Raw genomic sequence first — 21,422 nt, forward strand, 5'->3', positions numbered from 1 at the left:
CAAAAGAAACGGAGAGCGGACGGTATGGGAATGATATTAGTCATTGGTGCAGCTGTTTGCCTGCTGTATTTTATAGCGATCATAATATATTCGGGAATCGGTACATCATTTGCATTTATATGGCTGTTCATGTCCGCCGTCCTGTTTGCAGGGGCGGGATGCCGCAGATACGGACGCATAGCGCCTGGAAAAATACCGCTTTGGATGACGGTGTCGGCCCTTACTTTAGGCGGCGTTTCCGTTCTGATTTTTGTAATAGTGGAAATCCTTATTTTTACGGGAGTAACCTCATCGGCGGAACCGGACCTGGATTATGTGATCGTGCTGGGAGCAAAAGTCAAGCGGGACGGAATCAGCAAATCCCTCAGAATGCGTCTGGACCGCGCCATCGAGTACGTGGAATTCAACCCGGATACCGTGCTTGTAGTATCCGGAGGAAAGGGGCCTAACGAGCCGGTGTCAGAGGCGGAGGCCATGAGAGACTATCTGATTTACAATGGAATCAGAAAGGAACAGATTATACTGGAAGACCGGTCCATGAGTACGGTGGAGAATATCGCATACAGCCGCGTGGCCATTGAAGAAGATATGGCACGAAAAGAAAAAGAAATGGAAAAAGATACAGAGGAAGATATAGAGGAAAGCAGGCCGGTAAAAATCGGCGTTGTTACCAGTGATTTCCATGTATTCCGCGCCAAGCAGATTGCTAAAAAATGGGGAATTCCCCATATTCACGGGATTGCAGCCCGTTCGGATATCTGGCTGCTGCCTCATTTCTGCGTCAGAGAATGTGCGGCGATATTAAAAGATAAATTAATGGGCAATATGTAAGAAAAGCGAGAAAGGTGAGAACAGTTAATGAGAGATTTGGAAAAGTTAAAAAGCCTGAAGGCTTATGAAGTGAAGGAAGAGCGAAAGGTAAAGGAGCTGGATTCCGACGGAGTGATTCTGGAGCACAAGAAGACGGGAGCCAGAATATTCCTGCTGTCCAATGACGATGACAATAAGGTGTTCTGCATCGGATTCAGAACCCCGCCTGCTGATTCCACTGGTGTGCCCCACATTTTGGAGCACAGCGTTCTCTGCGGATCACGTAAGTTCCCTGTGAAGGATCCTTTTGTAGAACTGGTAAAAGGTTCTTTGAACACATTTTTAAATGCCATGACATATCCGGACAAGACCGTTTATCCCGTTGCCAGCTGCAATGAAAAGGACTTTCAGAATCTGATGGATGTCTATATGGATGCCGTGCTCAATCCCAATATCTATAATGAGGAAAAGATATTCATGCAGGAAGGCTGGCATTATGAACTGGAAGCAGAAGATCAGCCTCTGAATCTTAACGGTGTCGTATATAACGAGATGAAGGGCGTGTTCTCGTCTCCGGAAAGCGTTCTGGACCGTTACATCCAGAAGCTTTTGTACCCGGACAGCTGTTATACTCATGAATCAGGTGGAGATCCCCAGTATATTCCGGACCTGACATACGAAGATTTTCTGAATTTCCACAGCACCTATTACCATCCGTCCAACAGCTATATCTACCTCTATGGAAATATGGATATGGCGGAAAAGTTGGAATGGCTGGACAGGGAATATTTAAGCAGCTATGAGAAAAAAGAAGTGAATTCCAAGATTGTTATGCAGAAAGCATTCGACGAGCCGGTGGAAGAGGAAATTTTCTATTCCATTACAGAGGAAGAACCGGAGGATCATGCCACATATCTCTCAGTGAATACGGTGGTTGGCACCGATCTGGAACCTAAGCTCTACCTTGCTTTTCAGATACTGGAATATACCCTGATCGATGCCCCTGGAGCACCCTTAAAACAGGCGCTTTTGGATGCAGGCATTGGACAGGATATCATGGGAGGATATGAGAGCGGCATTCTGCAGCCTTATTTTTCCGTGATTGCAAAGAATGCGGAAAAGGATCAGAAGGGAGAGTTCCTGGCAGTACTCAAGGGTACATTGAGGAAGCTGGCGGACCAGGGGCTTAACAGAAAGAGTATCCTGGCAGGAATCAACTACTATGAGTTCCGGTACAGGGAAGCAGACTACGGCTCTGCGCCAAAAGGTCTGATGTACGGCCTGCAGTCTCTGGACAGCTGGCTTTACGACGGAGACCCGATGATGCATCTGGAATATCAGGAGACCTTTGACTTCCTGAAAAAAGCGGTGGAGGAAGGATATTTTGAAAGCCTGATTACAGAGTACCTTCTGGATAATCCTTTTGAAGCGGTGATTATTGTAAGCCCTGAGAAAAACATGACGGCAAAAAAGGAAGAAGCTCTGGCGAAGAAACTGGCAGATTACAAGGCATCTCTGAGCGGGGAAGAACTACAGCGTCTCATCCGGGAAACGAGGGAGCTGAAGGAGTATCAGGATATGCCGTCTTCAAAAGAAGAGCTGGAAAAAATTCCGATGTTGAAACGTTCCGATATCCGGAAAGAAGCGGAAAAACTGGTGTGGGAAGAGACGTCGGCAGACGGAATCAAGATAATCCGCCACAAGATGTTTACGTCGGGAATCGGATACCTGAAAGTTCTGTTCGGAACAGACAGAGTGCCGACAGAGGATCTGCCGTATGTTGGACTTCTGAAATCGGTTTTGGGATATGTGGATACGGAAAATTACAGCTACAGCGAACTGACAAGTGAGATTCACTTAAACAGCGGCGGTGTAAACCTGAGTGTCACATCCTACCCGAATCTGGTGAAACCGGATGATTTTACAGGAGTTTTTGCAGCGGATATCCGCGTATTATATGAGAAACTCGATTTCGGATTTTCCATCCTGTCTGAAATCTTTATGAAATCCATCCTGGACAATGAGAAGCGCCTTGGGGAAATCCTCAATGAAACCCGCTCCAGAGGCAGGATGAAAATTGAAAGCGCAGGCCATTCCGCAGCCGTTTCCAGGGCGACGTCCTATTTCTCCCCGACGTCTGCATTCAATGAGATGACAGGCGGAATCACCTATTATCATTTCCTGGAAGATGCGGCCAAAAATTTCGATGAGAAAAAAGGAGAGATCATCAGCAAGCTGAAAGACGTGTGCAGGAGCTGTTTACCAGGGATAACCTGCTGATCAGTTATACCGCTGACGACGAAGGACTCAAAGATCTGAACGATAAGGCGGCGGCATTTATTAACGGACTTTATGAAGGCGGCTGTGAACGATATCCATTTACATGGGTAAAGGGAAACAGAAACGAAGGCTTTAAGACGTCTTCCCAGGTCAATTACGTAGCACGCTGCGGCAATTTCCTCAGTGAGGGCTTCCGATATACAGGTGCGCTTAAAATTCTGAAGGTCATGATGAGCTACGATTATCTTTGGACCAATATCCGTGTAAAGGGTGGAGCTTACGGCTGTATGAGCGGTTTCGGGCGCTCCGGCGAGGGGTATTTCGTATCCTACCGCGACCCGAATTTAAAAGAAACGAACGAAGTATATGAGGGCGTCGTAACATATCTGAAGAACTTCCAGACGGACGAAAGGGACATGACAAAGTTTGTGATCGGAACAATCAGTGATCTGGATATGCCTCTGACACCTTCTATCCGGGGGGCCAGGGGACTGTCAGCCTATCTTTCCGGAGTGACACAGGAAATGATGCAGCAGGAAAGAGACCAGGTACTGGAGGCAGAGCCGGAAGATATACGGGCGCTGGCAGGACTTGTCAAGGCAGTGCTGGATACGGGAAGTTTCTGTGTCGTTGGAAATGAAGAGAAAATACTGGCAAATAAAGAGATGTTCAGGGAAATTAAAAACCTGTACCATGCATAAGAGGAGAATTAAATGGAAAAACAGCTGAAAACTGGCTTTGTTACGCTGATCGGCAGGCCGAACGTAGGAAAATCTACACTGATGAACAGCCTGATCGGACAGAAAATCGCGATTACGTCGGATAAGCCTCAGACGACGAGAAACAGGATACAGACGGTTTACACCGACGAGAGAGGACAGATCATATTCCTTGATACGCCTGGAATCCACAAGGCAAAAAATAAGCTCGGCGAATATATGGTCAATATTGCAGAGCATACTTTGAAAGAAGTCGACGTCATTCTGTGGCTCGTGGAACCGACCACATTTATCGGGGCGGGAGAACGTCACATCGCGGAGCAGCTGAACAAAGTCAGCACTCCCGTGATTCTGCTGATCAACAAGATCGACACGATAAAAAACCAGGATGAAATTCTGACCTTTATCGCAGCGTACAAAGACATCTGCAAATTTGCGGAGATCGTTCCGGTTTCAGCATTAAAAAAGAAGAATACCGATCTTCTGACAGAATTGATTTTCAAGTACCTTCCTTACGGGCCGCAGTATTATGATGAGGATACGGTTACGGATCAGCCCATGCGCCAGATTGCCGCAGAACTGATACGTGAGAAGGCGCTGAGGCTTTTAAATGATGAGATTCCTCACGGAATCGCCGTCACCATTGAGCTGATGAAAGAAAGAGACAACGGTATTATGGATATTGAAGCAAGTATCGTCTGCGAGCGGGATTCCCACAAGGGAATTATCATCGGCAAGGGCGGAAGCATGCTGAAGAAGATTGGAAGCGCGGCCAGGAGGGAAATTGAAGATCTGGTGGAGACACAGGTCAACTAAAACTCTGGGTCAAGGTTCGCAAGGAATGGCGCGACAGTGAAATGTATATGAAAAATTACGGTTACGATGTAAAAGACATGTAGAGGAAAGAGGCCAAAAGGCCGGAACAGGTGGCAGCGGTGAGGGAGAGTGTGACGGTGAGCGGCGTGGTGCTGAAGCTGCGCCTTCCGGGGAGACAGACAGGCGGCTGGTTGTCCTGACAAGAGAACGGGGAAAGATAACCGTTTTCGCCAGGGGAGCCAGAAGGCCCCAGAGCGCGTTTATGGCAGCCTGCCGCCCGTTCGTGTTTGCAAAATTCGCCCTTTATGAAGGAAGGGACGCGTACAATATGAAGAGCGCAGAGGTGGCGGAATACTTTGAAGAACTGGCCATGGATGTGGAAAGCACATGTTACGCTTCCTACTTTCTTGAAATAGCCGATTACTATACGAGGGAAAATATCAGGGAAAGCCAGATGATGACCCTGATTTATCACGCGCTGAAAGCGCTTTTAAAGCCTGTGTTCCCCAAGGAGCTGGTTCGCCGTGTGTTTGAACTCAAGGCCATGGTGATCAGCGGTGAATATACGGAGATTCCCCCAAAGACGGTGAGCCAGTCGGCTGCATATGCATGGGAATTTGTAGTCCTGTCACCGTCAGAAAAACTATATACGTTTACGCTGACTCAGGAAGTCCTGAAGGAGTTTTCCGCATGTGTGGAGATGAACAGAAAACGTTTTATTGACAGGGAATTCAAATCACTGGAAATCCTGGAAACTATGACAGGCCCTTATGGACAGGCGGGATGGTAATTTTTTGACAGTCCGGGTATTGAAAATATCAGTGAAACCCGGTATAATGTCACCTATATGTAAAAAGAATCCGCCGAAGCGGACCATTTTCGGTATTTTATGGAGGATGTCGGATATACCGGGCATGGCGTGAGGCAGATCGGGAGGAGTAGAATGAAGAAAGCGGCAGCAGTGCTTCTGCTTGCTCTAACAGGTTCCATGTTATTCGGCTGCGGAGGCAAGAATACGGGCAGCAGCGGATTTCATCCGGAGAGCAGCAGTATTTATGTGACGGGAGACGGAAGAGTATCCAGCGCTCTCGTAGAGGCATATGAAAAAGATAATTACGATGAGAACAGTCTGAAAACTTACCTGGACAGCGAGATTTCCCGATATGGGGAAGCAAATGAGGGACAGGGAGACAGCGCGCCTGTTTCGTTAAAGGAATGCACCGTAAAGAATGGAAAGATGACGGCAGTATTTGAATATGCTTCGCCGGAAGATATGATAAAATTTGCCGAGGCGCAGCAGGATGACAGCATGAGCCTCACTTCTCTGGAAGTTAAGAATGCAGTAGATGCCCTTTCAGGAGGCGACGTATCTGACGGGACATTTTTTAATGCCAAGAAGGAAGCGGTGAAGCTTGACGATGTTAGAAAAGAGAATGAAGCGAAAGCGGTCATTGCAAGCGGAGAAGGACTGATACGGACAGAAGGAAAAATCCTTTTTGTCTCCGAGGGCGTAGAGCTGGATTCTGCAAAGAATACGGCAAAGGTCACTGGAGAAACATCTTATATTATTTTTAAATAAAGGCAAACGATAATCTGCGCGCTCCGCGCACAGGTCACGGCCTCAATAAAAGGAAAGAGGTTAAGTCAAATGGAAAAGACAATGGAAAAAATCGTAGCTCTTGCTAAAAACCGCGGATTTGTATATCCCGGCTCCGAGATTTACGGCGGTCTTGCCAATACATGGGACTACGGCAACCTGGGCGTAGAGCTCAAGAATAACGTAAAAAGGGCATGGTGGCAGAAATTTATTATGGAAAGTCCATATAATGTAGGTGTGGACTGTGCGATTCTCATGAATTCCCAGACATGGATTGCATCCGGCCATTTGGGCGGATTCTCCGATCCGCTTATGGACTGTAAGAACTGTAAGGAGCGCTTCCGCGCTGATAAGCTGATCGAGGATTATCTTGCTGAGAACAACATTACGATTGAAGGATCTGTAGACGGCTGGTCCCAGGAAGAGATGATGAAGTTCATTGACGAGAAAAATATCTGCTGTCCAAGCTGCGGCAAGCATGACTTTACCGATATCCGCCAGTTCAACCTGATGTTCAAGACTTTCCAGGGCGTTACGGAGGATGCGAAGAATACGGTTTACCTGAGACCGGAGACGGCTCAGGGGATCTTTGTTAACTTTAAGAACGTACAGAGAACATCACGTAAGAAAGTGCCTTTCGGAATTGGTCAGATCGGTAAATCTTTCCGTAACGAGATTACGCCAGGTAATTTTACCTTCCGTACACGTGAATTTGAGCAGATGGAGCTGGAATTTTTCTGCAAGCCGGATACGGATCTGGAGTGGTTCGCTTACTGGAAAGAATTCTGCATTAACTGGCTGAAGACTCTTGGAATCAAGGACGAAGAGATGCGCGCTCGTGACCATTCGGCAGAAGAACTTTCCTTCTACAGCAAAGCGACGACAGATCTGGAATTCCTGTTCCCGTTCGGATGGGGTGAACTTTGGGGAATTGCCGACAGAACGGATTATGACCTTACCCAGCATCAGAATGTATCCGGCCAGGATATGACGTATTTTGATGATGAGTCAAAAGAAAAATACATCCCATACGTAATCGAGCCGTCCCTTGGTGCAGACCGTGTTACGCTTGCATTCCTCTGCGCTGCATATGATGAGGAAGAGATTGGGGAAGGTGATGTTCGTACCGTTCTTCACTTCCATCCGGCCCTTGCTCCTGTGAAAGTCGGCGTGCTGCCTCTTTCCAAGAGCTGAACGAAGGCGCTGAGAAAGTGTTTACGGAGCTGTCCAAGTACTATAACTGCGAATTCGATGACAGAGGAAACATCGGAAAACGTTACAGGAGACAGGATGAGATCGGAACTCCATTCTGCATTACTTATGATTTCGATTCAGAGGAAGATCACGCAGTGACTGTCCGCGACCGTGATACCATGGAACAGGTTCGAATCCCGATTGCAGAGCTGAAAGCTTACTTCGAGGATAAATTCCGTTTTTAATGGAATCCCGGCGTAGTGTATCCATAGTTCTGCTCCGCACAGAGATTCTTTCTGCATGATCTGTCTGACGAACAGCTGCGAATCAATATCAATAAAGAGGGTGCTGCAAAAAGGAGAGCCAGTCCTTTTCCTTTTTTTGCAATACCCTCTTAATTTTATAGTATTGCATCAATATTTATAGCATTGCATCAATCATTGAATTCCCGTGTCCAATGACATGGATGAAGAGGTAAGGAGTATGAAAAAACAGCCGGATTTATTAACAGGAGACGTTAAAAAACTATTTTTCCACTATCTTATTCCGTCGATCAGCGCCACACTTGTGACATCGATCTATATTCTTGCGGATACGGTAATGATTGGACGAGGCGTAGGTGCGATCGGCATTGCCGCACTGAATATCCTGCTTCCTCTGTTCAGCGTCTTTTTTGGCACAGGAATGATGTTCGGCGTGGGGGGAAGTGTCTATTTCTCTGTTGAAAAGGGAAAGGGAAACAGCCGGGAGGCCAGGAATTACTTTACGGCAGCTCTGGCCGGGGCTGCGGCCGCAATGGTGTTTTACCTGGTTGTCTGCAACGTGTTTTTCGATGAGATTACCGGTTTTTTGGGACGGAATGAAACGATGGACAGCCTTGTACGGGAGTATGGAAAAATTCTCATAGCGGGTATCCCGGTATTTGTATTCTCGTCGTTTCTGCAGGCATTTGTGAGAAATGACAAGTCTCCAAGGACGGCGATGCTGGCCGTTATTACCGGCGGCGTACTGAACGTGGTGCTGGATTACATTTTTATTTTTCCCATGGGAATGGGGATGGCCGGAGCGGCGATCGCCACGGTGATCGGATCAGCCGTGACCGTTCTGATTCTGCTCAGCCACTTCTTCAGCCCTCACAATACGCTGAAAATGTCGGCGCATCTGTCCTTGGGAAAAATGTCGGAATCCCTGGTGAGCGGTTTGTCCAGCTTTATGATCGAGCTGTCGGGCGGAATCGTCATTTTCCTGTTCAACCGGCAGCTGCTCCGATATGTGGGAGATATTGGAGTCGTTGTCTACGGCATCATTTCCAACAGCGCCTGATCGTAAATTCCATCAGCAATGGTATTTCCCAGGCGGCGCAGCCGCTGATGGCGGTCAATTACGGCGCAGGAGCGGCAGAGCGCACCGTGCGTACCAGGAAAATGGGGGAGAAGGCGGCGATCTGTACGGGAATCGTATTTGCAGCGGCCGGTATTGCGAGACCTGACATCATTATCGAATCATTTGTAAAGCCGACGGAGGAAATTGTCACGATGGCTGTTCCGGCGGTGAGGATGTATTTTATATCGTTTCTGGCAACAGGAATGAATCTGCTGAGCAGCACATATTTTCAGTCCATACTCAAGCCAGGCCGCGCGCTGCTGATCTGCCTGATGAGAGGAATCGTGCTGAACGGATTTTTCGTAATGGTGCTGCCTGTATTTTTCAATGTGAACGGAATCTGGGTGACAATGGCACTGACAGAGTTTGCAACACTGGCGGCAGGAAGATTTATGATAGTAGAGAACAAATGATTAAGGGGGAAGAAATATGGAGGGAATTGACGAAAAGACAATCCAGAAAATGAACGAGGAACGCCGGCAGATTGAAGCCGCAGAAAAGCTGCTGAAGGTGCTTCTGGGCATATGGGTGGCATCTCACTTTATCAACAGCCTGGCGGCCCTTTTGGGATCGATTCACTATGGCGACGGGGAATTAACGTACAACATGACCCAGATAACCCTTCCGGTTGTTATGTCCTTTCTCTTTGCAACATGGATCATGAAGAACAAGGGAATTGCTGCGCTTCCAGCGATCGGAGGACTGGCTACGTTTTTAAATGCCTTCAGGCAGTGTGAATATTCTTTCGACTGGCTGGCTTTTCCTGACCCTGCGGTTAAGGCGCTCATAGCGGCTCCCTTTATTCAGGGCATTCTTCAGACGTCCATCATGATGTATATTCTTTTTGGAAGCCGTCTGAAAACGTATTTCCACCATATGGAAAAGAAAAACGAGCTGATGGGTAATTCTATACAGCCGGAAGTGAGGAAAAAACAGAAGACGATTCTGATTATAATAGGAATTTTGATAGTGATAATCATTGCATTTGCCTTGTCTTTAAATTTTCTTTTATAGAAGATAAACATAAAATGACGTCCGACAGGAGGGAATCAGGCGCCATTTGTTTATGTTTTTTCTAGGAAACAAGGCGTTTTCAGCCAAAAATTATGGCAAATAAACGCAAAAAACCCTTTACTAGAAATTAGTTTATGTTATAATAAATTCAGACCGTCTTAATGTCAAACGGCATAGGAGATGGAATAGAAAATGAATTGTAGACCATTTATCTACAAAAACATTAGGAGGAAACTACTTATGGCAAAATGGGTTTATTTGTTCAAAGAAGGCAATGCCGGCATGAGAAACCTGTTAGGCGGAAAGGGCGCTAACTTAGCAGAAATGACTAACTTAGGACTGCCGATTCCACAGGGCTTCACTGTAACTACAGAAGCTTGTACAGATTACTACAACAGCGGAAAGAAAATCACTGAAGAAATTCAGGGACAGATTTTTGAAGCGATCGCTTGGTTAGAGAAAGAAAATGGAAGAAGTTTCGGCGATACTGAGAATCCATTACTCGTATCTGTTCGTTCTGGTGCAAGAGCATCCATGCCAGGTATGATGGATACCATCTTAAACTTAGGCTTGAATGATGTTTCTGTAGAAGGCTTTGCTAAGAAAACAGGCAATGCCAGATTTGCATATGACTCTTACAGAAGATTTATTCAGATGTTCTCAGACGTAGTTATGGAAGTTCCGAAGTCCTTCTTCGAGAAGATCATCGATGAACTCAAGGAAGCAAAAGGCGCTAAATACGATACGGATTTAACTGCTGATGACTTAAAAGAATTAATCGCAAGATTTAAACAGGTTTACAAGGATGCAATGAACGGTGAAGAATTCCCTCAGGATCCAAAGGTTCAGCTGATGGAGCTGTAAAAGCTGTTTTCCGTTCTTGGGACAACCCACGTGCAATCGTTTACCGTCGTATGAATGATATTCCAGGCGATTGGGGTACTGCAGTTAACGTACAGACTATGGTATTCGGCAACATGGGTGAGACATCTGGTACAGGCGTTGCTTTCACACGTAACCCATCTACTGGTGAAAAGGGAATCTACGGCGAGTACCTGATTAATGCACAGGGCGAAGACGTAGTTGCCGGTGTTCGTACACCACAGCCGATCAGCAAATTACACGATGACCTTCCAGAGTGCTATGACGAGTTTATGGAACTGGCTATGAAGCTGGAGAACCATTACCGCGATATGCAGGATATGGAATTCACAATCCAGGAAGGTAAATTATACTTCTTACAGACACGTAACGGAAAGAGAACTGCTCAGGCAGCTATCCAGATCGCTTGCGATTTAGTAGATGAAGGCAAGATCACTCCAGAAGAGGCTGTTTGCAGAATCGAAGCTAAATCCTTAGATCAGTTACTTCATCCAACCTTCAATGCAAAGGCATTAAAGGCAGGCGAAGTAATCGGTTCCGCTCTTCCGGCTTCCCCAGGCGCTGCTGCTGGTAAGGTTTACTTCACAGCTGAAGACGCTAAGGCAGCTCATGAGAACAAGGGCGAAAGAGTTATCCTGGTTCGTCTTGAGACATCCCCAGAAGATATCGAAGGCATGCATGCTGCACAGGGTATCCTGACAGTACGCGGCGGTATGACATCTCACGCAGCCGTTGTTGCACGTGGTATGGGTACATGCTGTGTATCCGGATGCGGCGAAATCAAGATCGATGAAGAAGCTAAGAAGTTCGAACTTGGCGGACATACATTCGTTGAAGGCGATTACATCTCCTTAGACGGTTCTACAGGTAAGATCTACAAGGGCGACATCGAGACAGAAGAAGCAGCTGTAGGCGGCAACTTCGGACGTATTATGTCCTGGGCTGACAAGTTCCGTAAGTTACAGGTTCGTACAAATGCAGATACACCTGCAGATACAGAGAACGCTGTTAAGCTGGGCGCTGAAGGTATCGGCCTCTGCCGTACAGAGCATATGTTCTTTGATCCGGAAAGAATTCCGAAGATCCGTAAGATGATCCTTTCTGATACAGTAGAAGCAAGAGAAGAAGCTCTGAATGAGTTAATCCCATTCCAGAAGGGTGACTTCAAGGCTATGTATAAGGCTCTTAAGGGCAGACCTATGACAGTTCGCTACTTAGATCCGCCGTTACATGAGTTCGTACCAACAGATCCGGAAGATATTGCTGAATTAGCAAAAGATATGGGTCTTACAATTGAAGAAGTTCAGTCCAAGTGTGACGAATTACACGAGTTCAACCCGATGATGGGCCATCGTGGATGCCGTCTGGCTGTAACTTATCCGGAGATCGCCAAGATGCAGACAAGAGCCGTAATCGAAGCTGCTATCGAAGTGAAGGAAGAAGACGGATACGATATCGTTCCGGAAATCATGATTCCATTAGTTGGCGAGAAGAAGGAATTAAAGTATGTTAAGGATGTTGTAGTTGCTACAGCAGAAGCAGTAATGAAGGAAAAAGGACTTTATATCAACTATCATGTTGGTACAATGATCGAGATTCCTCGTGCAGCTCTGACAGCTGATCAGATTGCAGAAGAAGCTGAATTCTTCTCCTTCGGTACAAACGACTTAACTCAGATGACATTCGGTTTCTCCCGTGATGACGCTGGCAAGTTCTTAAATTCTTACTATGCTGCAAAGATTTATGAGTCTGATCCATTCGCAAAACTTGACCAGACAGGTGTTGGTCAGTTAGTTCAGATGGCAGCTGAAAAAGGAAGAAAGACAAGACCAAACATCAAGTTAGGTATCTGCGGCGAGCACGGCGGAGATCCATCTTCCGTAGAGTTCTGCCACAAGGTAGGATTAAACTACGTATCCTGTTCACCATTCCGTGTTCCGATCGCAAGATTGGCAGCAGCTCAGGCAGCATTAAACGATAAATAATATATAAATAAATCAGTACCCATTCATCAGAGCGGGGCGTGTCCAAGCGAGATAAATCGGGCCATTCGACAGGGAAACCTGCCGGATGGCCCGTTTTTGTTACTTTCCAGGAAAAAACTTGTTCTTGTATAGTGTTAAATTGATTGACTTCTGGAAAGTAACAAGGGTACTGATAATGAAGAACAAACAAAATGCAGACATATAGGCAGGTTGAATTAAAAACTATTAGTAGAATTAAATTTCATTTGATTGAAAACGCAAACCCTTTGGTATATAATGGGGAAGAGAATAGTCACAAAATAAAAAAAATTTGTAAATTATAAAACTGTGTGGATCTGAAATGGTACTAACTTATATAAAAGAGAAAAGAGGAAGGGCAATATGGGAAAGGAGCAGACAATTTAAATTTAATCGTTATAGTACCCATAAAAATACAAAATGATTTATAATAGTATATATTATTAGATACTTGGCGGGTAAAGAACGAACTTTTACTGGGAGAAGAAGAGTATGAGTATGAACGAAGATATGCAATTACAGGTTGCTGTGAAATTAGCAAAGCAAGGATACGCAAAAGCATTTGAGGATTTATATAACCTCACTTATAAGTACGCTTTTTTTCATGCGAAATCAATATTAAAAGATGAGAATGAGGCATGGGATTTAGTACAGGATACTTATATAGTTGTTTATCAGTATATCGGAACGTTAAAGGAAGATAGGTATATTAAATCATGGATAGGAGGAATCGTATTTAATTTAGGGCATAAAAAATTGAGAAAGAAAACAGAAGTATTAGTAGGAGAAGATGATGAATTCTTATTTGAAAACATTGAAGACAGGAATAAGGATTTATCACCAGAAGATGCACTCGATTCGAAAGAAACAATTTCTATAGTAAGAGAGGTAATCGATAGTTTACCAGCGCTTCAAAAGGCAGCGGTTATAGCATACTATTTTGATGAAAAGAGTATAGCAGATATTGCAGATGAAGCCATGTGCAGTACTGGAACAATAAAGAGCAGATTAAATTATGCCAGAAAAGCAATGAAAGACTCTATCGAGCGAAAAGAAAGAGAGATGGGAGTTGCCCTTCATACAGTTACAGGACCGGTTATTATACTGGTATTAAAGAGCATGTTTACCCAGCTCAAAGTGTCCGAACAGAAAGCGAATGGCGTTTTGGCACTCGTAGAAAAACATGTAGGTTTATTAGGCGCGGCAGGAGTAAGAACAGGAACTACGGCGACAGAAGGTGCAGCGCAAAGCGGAAGCATCGGAACAGCAGCAATAACAGGGACAGCAAAAGCCAATGCTGGAATATTCTCTTTACTATTTGGAACAGCTAAGATGAGGATAGTAACAATTATATTATCAATAGCAATCATTGGCGGAGGAATTTGGGGAGTATCTTCAGTAGCGAACAATAATAAAAAAGCGGATGCACCTGTAGAGACATCAGTGCAGACAGAGCCGGAAACAGAACCAAGGCCAACAGTGCAGAAACAACAGAGCCAACGGAAGCGGAACCTGAACCTGAGCCAGGTTGGATAGAGGCAGAAGATGGCTGGAAATTCATGGAAGAAGACAGAACCTATGTAAGCCATACATGGAAAGAAATTGATGGAGAATTATATTATTTCATGAAGAATGAGATGATGGCCGTAGGAGATGTTTATTTAGGCAGACAGGTATTTTCATTTAATAGTTCAGGAATATTGGAAAGAATAGCACCAGCTGATGGAGATACCATCAATACCGTCTATTATGACGAGAATGTAAAATATTACGTGGATGGAAACAGTATACATTTTCTAGGAGAAGATGGACAGGACAAAATAGTATATGGCGTACCACAGAAGATATTTAGTTTAAGTGTGGATGGAGATACGATCTATTTCATGATGGAAGAAAAGCTATGTTCAATAAAGACGGATGGAACAGGATTTAAAGAAGAAGCGGGAGCAGGAGGATGGTTGACGTCTGTAAGTATTGCATCAGAAAAGGGAAAGGTAAGTTTTTGTTATACAGATGAAGCGGAAGATGATGCAGACCTCATGTTCGGATTTATAAACAGGTTAGAGAATGGAGAGATACTATGGAGTCAAGAAATAGAAGGATATCCGCGTAAGTATGAAAAGCTGCAGCAGAGTGGAGATTGGACATATTGTATACATAGCAATGCGGATTGGTATGGAATGGGAGAACCATATAGTAATGTTGTTTACAGGGTGGCTGGAGATACAACAGAACGAGTGACCGGAGAAGGCATAGAGGAATATTTTGTTTATGGAGATACGATTTATTACATGCAGAATGGAGTGTTTAAAACGGATTCCATAACAAAAGCAACCAAGGCAGAGCGCGAGCAGAAAGATTTAGTAAATAACAATCCGGTAGAAGCCTATAACAAATATGTGAATGATGTGCTGATCAATGAGTATGGGAAGTTTAACAGTTTCCATGTGGAATATGGGTATGGTATGGGAGAATATGGATTTAGGAGAATACCAGCAGTTTTAGATACAGGAATTATCAGCACACACATCGAGGATATGGATTTAGATGGTATGCCAGAGCTTATGGTATTTACAATGAAGCCTTCACAAGATGAGGGGATGGACATAGACTTGCATATGTATCATATAGAAGATGGGAAAATTAAATTTCTAGGTGAAAAAAGATTGTGTACAAGATTATTATGGGCTGAGGAACATAAATTTCGGATATATATCAAAAATTTTGGTGATAGGAAAGTTATTGGGGCATCATCAAAGGGGTATGTATATGTAAGCGGTGATGGAACAGGTTTCGAATTTAATTTGTATCAGATAGATAAAGTGAGTGGTTTGAAGGAATTGTTATTAAAAGAAGAAAGCGCATCAGATTGGTCTGATGAAAGTAAAGCTTCTTGGGTAGATGATATTATGCAGCAGGGATTTGAGGTAACAGCGAGTGAATGGATACAGCAAGGGAATGAAGATTTTTTTATCTCGGATAATGAACCAAACTGCAAATTATTAATTGCAGGACAAGTTGCAATGAATGTGAGTAAAGAAGAGTTTTTTGCGTCTGAATGGAGTAGTAATGGTTTTGAAAGTGGAGGCAATGTTGAATGCCCATATAAAGTAGTCGGAGACATAGTAATTAACGACTAAATAATGAAGGGTGCTTGACAATAGTATATATCAAGCACCCAAAAGTAAGAATAAAAAAGTATGAACAAAAAATGTGTATTTTTATAAGCAACATATCAACTAAATGAAATTTAAAACGATTATAAGTTTGATGGAGGCGTGAGTAGACATGGAACAGAGAATATAGCGTATGGCCAGGAGAAAATAAATCCAGACAAATTGGTAAAAGGTAAGTCCAGTGAAGAAAAGATAAAAAGCGATGTATTAGTAGATAGCAATGGAGAGATAAAGGCAATATTAGGAGATACTTATTTAAAAAATTATTTCAAAACAGGAATGTTAAAAAAGTCATTTTCAATATTAACAGATAGAAGAGTATACATGAGAGGCAGGTGTTATGAGAAGAAAGGTTTATTTGGCTTAATAGATAAGAGTGTATATATGTCTAATAAAAAAGGATATAACTATTATGCGTAAATAAAAATTGAGTTACCTAAAATATGTTCAAATTAGGTAGAAAAAATGAGAAAATAAAAAATATAGAAATAAAGGAGAAGAATAGTATGAAAAAGATAATGAAAGGTTTTGCAGCATTAGCTACAGCTTTATGTTTAACATTATCCACCTCTATCGTTTCGCTGGCAGGTGAATGGAAGAAAGATAATGATTATATGGAAATATGGTGGTATCAGAGGGATGATGGTAGTTACCCGTCTGACTGTTGGGAAACGATAGATGGGAAGACCTATCATTTTGATATTTTAGGATATTTAGAAAGAGATATGGCAACTCAGGATGGTTATGTTGTTGACGAAAATGGTGTCTGGGTAGAGAGCATTCCGCAAATGACCAAGGAAGAAGTATACGATTATAATGATCAAAAAGGACTGGTAGGATATTATAAACAGGTGAAAATAAACACATTTATTAGATGTTATACCACAGGCTTCTATTACGATCAGGCAGAGTTTGAAGAGGATGTCCACGCATACTTTCCTGATAATGTCTCAGAAGCAGAACGGATCATAGGAATGATTCGTATTAAGTACACCTTTGTTTCTCTGCTGGAAACATACTTACGGATGTATCAGCGAGATGATGGTACATACGCAGAAGACTGTTGACTATGAATATGATATCTATGGTTTAAATGACTAACCGCTAATAATAGGGGGCGTTGCAAAAGTCGAATCCGCATTGCTACCAATACCAGATTTCGTTCCAGGCAGTGGCCAAGTCACTGCATCTGGTTTCGGCGGCAATGCTCTATTCCTTTTTGCAACATCCTCGTTTATAAGGAGGACAACATGAGAAAATTATACAAAAGGGTAATGGCTTTAGCAATGACATTATGTTTATCAGTCGCATTACCAATTACATCATTTGCAGATTATGACAGTAAAAGTGGTTTAAAAGATGAGGATTATCCCAGCAGGTATGTAAACAGTGATGGAGAAGTTATATTACAATCGGAAGATTGGGAAGGAACACAGCCCTTTTTCGCAGGATATGCAATAGTGCGTACTTCAAAGCAAGCTGTACAGGAAGGTGAGTCTTGGATATTCAATTATTCTATTATTAATGAAAGTGGAGCAACAATATCAACATTTAGCTTTGAAGGTTCTTATCTGTTAATACATGTTAAGTTTAACAGGTTTGTTGAAAATCCAGATGGTTATATATACTGGATTAGTTCATCAAACAGTGATGGGTTATATTATGTTATTGGTAAATTGGATGGTACTCGAGAATTGCATATTATACCAGAATTATGTGCGTCATTTTCAGAAAAAGTTGATACAGTCTATACGATTGGAACATTTAGGGATGGGTCAGCAAATGTATATAAGGTAAGAACCGAAAAAAATAATATGTTTGACTATAGAGAAAGCCATATAGTAGTAGGAAGTATTACTACAAATGGGGAGTTTTCAACCCAAATCAATCAGAAATCACAATATAAAACCGAAATTATTCCTAAGTATGGCACTAAACAGTTTGCAGAAAACAAGGTCACTGGAGGCTGGAGAGAGGATGAAACAGGAAGGTGGTATGACAATGGGGATGGTACATATCCGGTTAATCAATGGAAAGAGATAGGAGGAAAGCATTACTATTTTGGCGAAGATGGATACATGTTAAAGGATTGCTATACACCAGACGGGTATAGTTTAGATTTTGATGGCGCATGGAAAGAGGAAATCCCACAGATGACAGATGATAAGTTTAATGAGCTATATAAAAATGAACTCATTAATTTATATACCACAGGAATATTTGCTAATCAAGAAATATTCAGAGAAGCGGCAAGAGAATTTTTTGAAGATCCTGCATATGCAGAGCAAGTCATACAAGAGATAGAATCCAATTATACTTTTGTGCCAGCACAATAAGGTGGGTGGCAGCAAAGACAAATATAAAGAGGGGCAGAAGATGAGGCGATTAATAACAGTAATACTGGTAACAGCAGTATATTTATCTGGTTGTAAAGAGAGCAATGTGAAAAACGCGAGTGTAGCTGGGACATCCACAGAAGAAACAACCATCAAAACAACAGAGGAATCGGTTGAGGAAACAACAGAAGAGGTAAAGAGCGAAACAGAAGAAGCTATTGAAGAACAGGAAACAGAGGAAATAATTAAAGGACCAGAAACAGAGGAAAGCAGTATAAGCAGCAGCCAGGAAACTATTGCTGCAGAAACAGTATTAGGAGGGAAAAAGGAGGATAAAAAAGAAGAGCAACAGTGGAAACAGGCGTATATCAAATATATAACAGAAGAGTGGGAAGCGCTGGAATTAGAGCGTGGGAACACAGACGCTATTTATTCATATAGTTTAATATACTTAAATAATGATGACATACCAGAGCTATTTGTTAAATATGATTCAGGTGGTGCTTTTTGCTATTATAATGGTGAACAACTGGAGCATGTAGTGTTAACTGGATGGGGAGAGGTTCCTTTATATATAGAGCGCCAGAACCTTTTTTTCGCATCAGGAGGTAAGATGGGGGTATATGATGATGTTATTTATTCTATAAGAGATAATCACATAATAGAACTATATCGTGGAGATTTTTGGACTCTTATGGGAGATGACTTCAAATTGGACGAACAGGGCAACCCATGCTGGCAATATTTTTGGAATGGTGAAGAAGTGGCTTCGGAAGAAGAATATAAGCAGAAGATATCTTCAGTATTTGATGAGAGTAAAGCCATAAGCGTTGTTGGTAATAGCTATGACAAATATGAAATCATAGAAGCAATTAATAGTTTTTAATCACAAGAGTTATGTTGTAAAGGGTGGATTACCCCACCAAATACAACATGACTGGCGGCTCATTTGTGGCGAATGGAAAGGCAGTTATGGGAAAGGAGCAGAACCTTAGCGAAAGCTGTCACATCTGAACTTTTATTACCACAAAGGAAGGAGCCAGATATGGAACTGACTTATACAAAGTGCGGGGACTATTATATCCCGGACATCGCCCTGTCGGACACGGCGGACTATCAGATCGGCAGATATGGCCGGATGCGGCTTCGCTGCTTAAAGGAACACCACCCCGGCGTCTACTCCCACATGCTCTTGTCGGAAACGCTCTGGCGGCATCTGGCGGAGATCGACGCGGCCTGCAACGAGCGGCTGGACAGGCTCATCCCGGCTATGGCGGCGCGTGAGGGCGTGACGGAGGCCCTGAAAGCGTCCAATCAGATGGAATGGGTGGGCCGTATGAACAGCATCCGGCACCGTGCCGAGGAAATGGTTCTGGACGAGCTGGTCTATGCACGGTGATAAATCCACAAAAACAGGCGCAGTCAAGATGCTGCGCCTGTTTTTATGTCTTGGACCCCTTGGCCCGGCTCTTGTAGACGTTGTACCGGTTTTTGCACTGGGGGCCGCAAAAGACGGCGCTGGGCCGGGTGGCGACAAACGCCTTTTGACATTGCCTGCATACGCGCAGGCTGTTTTGCTCGTCCGTCAGCGCGAAGCTGAACATCATCTGGACGCCCAGCAGCAGGGAATGGAAATCCCACACGAGGGTCGGCCTGTCCAGCAGGGCGATGTGGTAGGAGGGCGCTATACCGTCAAAGGCGGTCATGGCCTGCCGCATCAGGCCGCGCGTCTCCTCATTCAGCGTATCTTCATCCTCATAATAGAACCTCGCCGTCCAGAACAGAAAGGCCCAGTCCTTGAACTGCTTGAGAAGCCAGTCATACGGCTCGGCGTACTCCCTCTGAAAGCTCATGTTCATGGCCATAGGCTTGTCACTGAAGGTCATGGCCAGCGCCAGCATGGTCCGGTCGCCTGTAATATTCCACATGGATTCAATCCCCTGCTTCTTGAAATCCGGCTTCCCAAAGGGATAAAAATGTGAGATGTAATCGTCCGTCCCCAGAGATTCCTCCTTGATAAAGTTGTTCTTCGGCAGATAGACTGCCTCGTAGTCCATAAAATTGGGCGTGGTGGGCAGCGCGGTCATGAAACCCAGCAGCCCGTAACGGGACACAAAATCCAGTGCGGCCTTTTGAATCTCCAAATCCTCCGAGCGCCTCATCAGCAGAAGCCCCACGTTCAAGGCGTCCAGCACCAGCGCCTCCGCCACTTTCAGGGGGTCGTATACCTCCGGCTTCGCGTCCTTGGCCGGGGTCACATACCGGCTCTCGTCCGCCGCCGACCTCAACTCATATCGGTCATAGCGCACCCAGTGGGCGCTTGTCTTTTGAAACAGATTGTTCATTGTCTCCCCTTCCGTCCTTCTATGTAATCTAAACGACAAAATATGATATTACTATTGTATCAGCCGTCCCCGCCGCCGTCAAGGGCGGCGTTTATCCCGCCCTCCAGAAACGCGCGCTGGCGGATAGAAAGGCCGCGCCCCGCTTTCGCTCTGGCAGCGAGCACCCGGAGCAGCTCTTTTTGCAGCTTCCTGACGATCACCGCCCGCGTCTTTCGGATGTTCCGGTCACACTGGCCCCGTATCCGCCCCACCTCGGCGCAGGAGAGCTGGCGGATAAAATGCCAGTAGAAAATTTCCTTGTGATCGTCCCGCAGGCGGCGCAGCATCCCGGAGAGCGCCGCGTCCGCCGTCAGCTCGTGCAGCTCAAAGGGGCAGTCGTGAATGAGGTCTATAAAATTGCCGCTCATCAACTGCCTCTGGCGCGGCTCCATGAAGGAGGCTGGAAAAACGGCCCCGTCCATCGCCCTCCCATACTCCAGCGGAACGTCGCCCCGGCTTATTTCGTGATCCCGAAGCCTGCGGGCCTCGTTGCTTGCCAGCTTGTCCCATTCGGCAATCACTTTCTTGAATTCTTCCGGCGTTCTGGCGGCGTTCTCCAGACGGTCCAGCGCGGCCCGTTTCAGCTCGCGCTTGAGCATCGCCCTTTCCGGTTCCGGTTCGTCCTCCGGCTCCGGTTCGGGAGGACGTTCCTCCCGCTCCAGCTCCGCTTCAAGGGCCTGCTCCCGCTCCAGCGCCAGCTCCGCCTCGATTCGTTCTGGCAGTCCGGGGGCTGAACCCTCGTCCTCCCACTCCACCGTGCCGTCAACCGTCATGATCTCACCCCCTGAAAAATAATTTCACAATTTCGTGTAAACAGTTCCGCTTTGC

The 21,422-nt window shown here is 44.7% G+C and carries 15 protein-coding genes and 4 pseudogenes; 17 read left to right on the top strand and 2 right to left on the bottom strand.

Translation table 11 applies throughout. The features are described from left to right. Positions 1–24 precede the first annotated feature (24 nt). The 17 genes and pseudogenes from DXA13_RS15690 to DXA13_RS15765 all read left to right on the top strand — a co-directional run bounded on the left by DXA13_RS15690 (position 25) and on the right by DXA13_RS15765 (position 19,609). Complete coding sequence (locus DXA13_RS15690) at positions 25–831, top strand: YdcF family protein (RefSeq protein WP_118245812.1); 807 nt, start codon at positions 25–27, stop codon at positions 829–831. 27 nt (positions 832–858) lie between these two features. Continuing rightward, positions 859–3,791 (top strand): annotated as a pseudogene (locus DXA13_RS15695) (insulinase family protein). A 12-nt stretch (positions 3,792–3,803) separates the two neighbouring features. Continuing rightward, positions 3,804–4,708, top strand: a pseudogene (gene era / locus DXA13_RS15700) (GTPase Era). Between the two features lie 113 nt (positions 4,709–4,821). Then, positions 4,822–5,415, top strand: a complete 594-nt coding sequence (gene recO, locus DXA13_RS15705; RefSeq protein ID WP_347559886.1) for a DNA repair protein RecO — start codon at positions 4,822–4,824, stop codon at positions 5,413–5,415. 153 nt (positions 5,416–5,568) lie between these two features. Beyond that, positions 5,569–6,204, top strand: coding sequence for a hypothetical protein (locus tag DXA13_RS15710; RefSeq protein WP_118245816.1), 636 nt, complete (start codon positions 5,569–5,571; stop codon positions 6,202–6,204). 69 nt (positions 6,205–6,273) lie between these two features. Then, positions 6,274–7,661, top strand: a pseudogene (locus DXA13_RS15715) (glycine--tRNA ligase). Between the two features lie 238 nt (positions 7,662–7,899). Continuing rightward, a complete protein-coding gene (locus DXA13_RS22005; RefSeq protein WP_243009175.1) occupies positions 7,900–8,739 on the top strand; it encodes an MATE family efflux transporter in 840 nt (279 codons plus the stop codon). 47 nt (positions 8,740–8,786) lie between these two features. Beyond that, on the top strand, positions 8,787–9,212 hold the full coding sequence (locus DXA13_RS22010) for an MATE family efflux transporter (RefSeq protein WP_243009176.1): 426 nt from the start codon (positions 8,787–8,789) through the stop codon (positions 9,210–9,212). Between the two features lie 16 nt (positions 9,213–9,228). Next, complete coding sequence (locus DXA13_RS15725; protein WP_118245818.1) at positions 9,229–9,813, top strand: hypothetical protein; 585 nt, start codon at positions 9,229–9,231, stop codon at positions 9,811–9,813. A gap of 240 nt (positions 9,814–10,053) precedes the next feature. Then, positions 10,054–12,680, top strand: a pseudogene (gene ppdK, locus DXA13_RS15730) (pyruvate, phosphate dikinase). A gap of 510 nt (positions 12,681–13,190) precedes the next feature. Beyond that, complete coding sequence (locus DXA13_RS15735; RefSeq protein WP_118245820.1) at positions 13,191–14,234, top strand: sigma-70 family RNA polymerase sigma factor; 1,044 nt, start codon at positions 13,191–13,193, stop codon at positions 14,232–14,234. A gap of 23 nt (positions 14,235–14,257) precedes the next feature. Next, a complete protein-coding gene (locus DXA13_RS15740) occupies positions 14,258–15,838 on the top strand; it encodes a hypothetical protein (protein ID WP_118245822.1) in 1,581 nt (526 codons plus the stop codon). A gap of 138 nt (positions 15,839–15,976) precedes the next feature. Next, the gene (locus DXA13_RS15745; protein ID WP_118245824.1) at positions 15,977–16,294 is read left to right on the top strand and encodes a hypothetical protein; all 318 of its coding nucleotides are present in this window, start codon (positions 15,977–15,979) and stop codon (positions 16,292–16,294) included. Positions 16,295–16,380: 86 nt separating this feature from the next. Then, positions 16,381–16,941, top strand: a complete 561-nt coding sequence (locus tag DXA13_RS15750; RefSeq protein ID WP_118245826.1) for a hypothetical protein — start codon at positions 16,381–16,383, stop codon at positions 16,939–16,941. Positions 16,942–17,124: 183 nt separating this feature from the next. Next, positions 17,125–18,210, top strand: coding sequence for a hypothetical protein (locus DXA13_RS15755; protein ID WP_118245828.1), 1,086 nt, complete (start codon positions 17,125–17,127; stop codon positions 18,208–18,210). A 40-nt stretch (positions 18,211–18,250) separates the two neighbouring features. Then, entirely contained in the window at positions 18,251–19,096 is an 846-nt protein-coding gene (locus DXA13_RS15760) for a hypothetical protein (RefSeq protein WP_118245830.1), read from the top strand. A gap of 159 nt (positions 19,097–19,255) precedes the next feature. After that, positions 19,256–19,609: a TnpV protein gene (locus tag DXA13_RS15765; protein ID WP_118245832.1), complete on the top strand. Its 354-nt coding sequence runs from the start codon at positions 19,256–19,258 to the stop codon at positions 19,607–19,609. Between the two features lie 43 nt (positions 19,610–19,652). On the opposite strand, the gene DXA13_RS15770 is transcribed toward DXA13_RS15765, so the two are convergent. Together DXA13_RS15770 and DXA13_RS15775 are read right to left on the bottom strand one after the other, a co-directional pair. Next, entirely contained in the window at positions 19,653–20,555 is a 903-nt protein-coding gene (locus tag DXA13_RS15770; protein WP_118245834.1) for a hypothetical protein, read from the bottom strand. Positions 20,556–20,614: 59 nt separating this feature from the next. Then, the gene (locus tag DXA13_RS15775; RefSeq protein ID WP_118245836.1) at positions 20,615–21,367 is read right to left on the bottom strand and encodes a sigma-70 family RNA polymerase sigma factor; all 753 of its coding nucleotides are present in this window, start codon (positions 21,365–21,367) and stop codon (positions 20,615–20,617) included. Positions 21,368–21,422: the final 55 nt, after the last annotated feature.

It is taken from the genome of Clostridium sp. AM58-1XD (genome assembly GCF_003464085.1).
Lineage (GTDB): Bacteria > Bacillota > Clostridia > Lachnospirales > Lachnospiraceae > Lachnoclostridium_A.

Coding starts and splice junctions, on each gene's coding strand:
- DXA13_RS15740 (WP_118245822.1), top strand. CDS start 14,258: ATGGAAGAAGACAGAACCTATGTAAGCCATACATGGAAAGAAATTGAT.
- DXA13_RS15755 (WP_118245828.1), top strand. CDS start 17,125: ATGAGAAAATTATACAAAAGGGTAATGGCTTTAGCAATGACATTATGT.
- DXA13_RS15765 (WP_118245832.1), top strand. CDS start 19,256: ATGGAACTGACTTATACAAAGTGCGGGGACTATTATATCCCGGACATC.
- DXA13_RS15760 (WP_118245830.1), top strand. CDS start 18,251: ATGAGGCGATTAATAACAGTAATACTGGTAACAGCAGTATATTTATCT.
- DXA13_RS15710 (WP_118245816.1), top strand. CDS start 5,569: ATGAAGAAAGCGGCAGCAGTGCTTCTGCTTGCTCTAACAGGTTCCATG.
- DXA13_RS15735 (WP_118245820.1), top strand. CDS start 13,191: ATGAGTATGAACGAAGATATGCAATTACAGGTTGCTGTGAAATTAGCA.
- DXA13_RS15770 (WP_118245834.1), bottom strand. CDS start 20,555: ATGAACAATCTGTTTCAAAAGACAAGCGCCCACTGGGTGCGCTATGAC.
- DXA13_RS15775 (WP_118245836.1), bottom strand. CDS start 21,367: ATGACGGTTGACGGCACGGTGGAGTGGGAGGACGAGGGTTCAGCCCCC.
- DXA13_RS15725 (WP_118245818.1), top strand. CDS start 9,229: ATGGAGGGAATTGACGAAAAGACAATCCAGAAAATGAACGAGGAACGC.
- DXA13_RS15750 (WP_118245826.1), top strand. CDS start 16,381: ATGAAAAAGATAATGAAAGGTTTTGCAGCATTAGCTACAGCTTTATGT.
- DXA13_RS22005 (WP_243009175.1), top strand. CDS start 7,900: ATGAAAAAACAGCCGGATTTATTAACAGGAGACGTTAAAAAACTATTT.
- DXA13_RS15690 (WP_118245812.1), top strand. CDS start 25: ATGGGAATGATATTAGTCATTGGTGCAGCTGTTTGCCTGCTGTATTTT.
- DXA13_RS22010 (WP_243009176.1), top strand. CDS start 8,787: ATGGCGGTCAATTACGGCGCAGGAGCGGCAGAGCGCACCGTGCGTACC.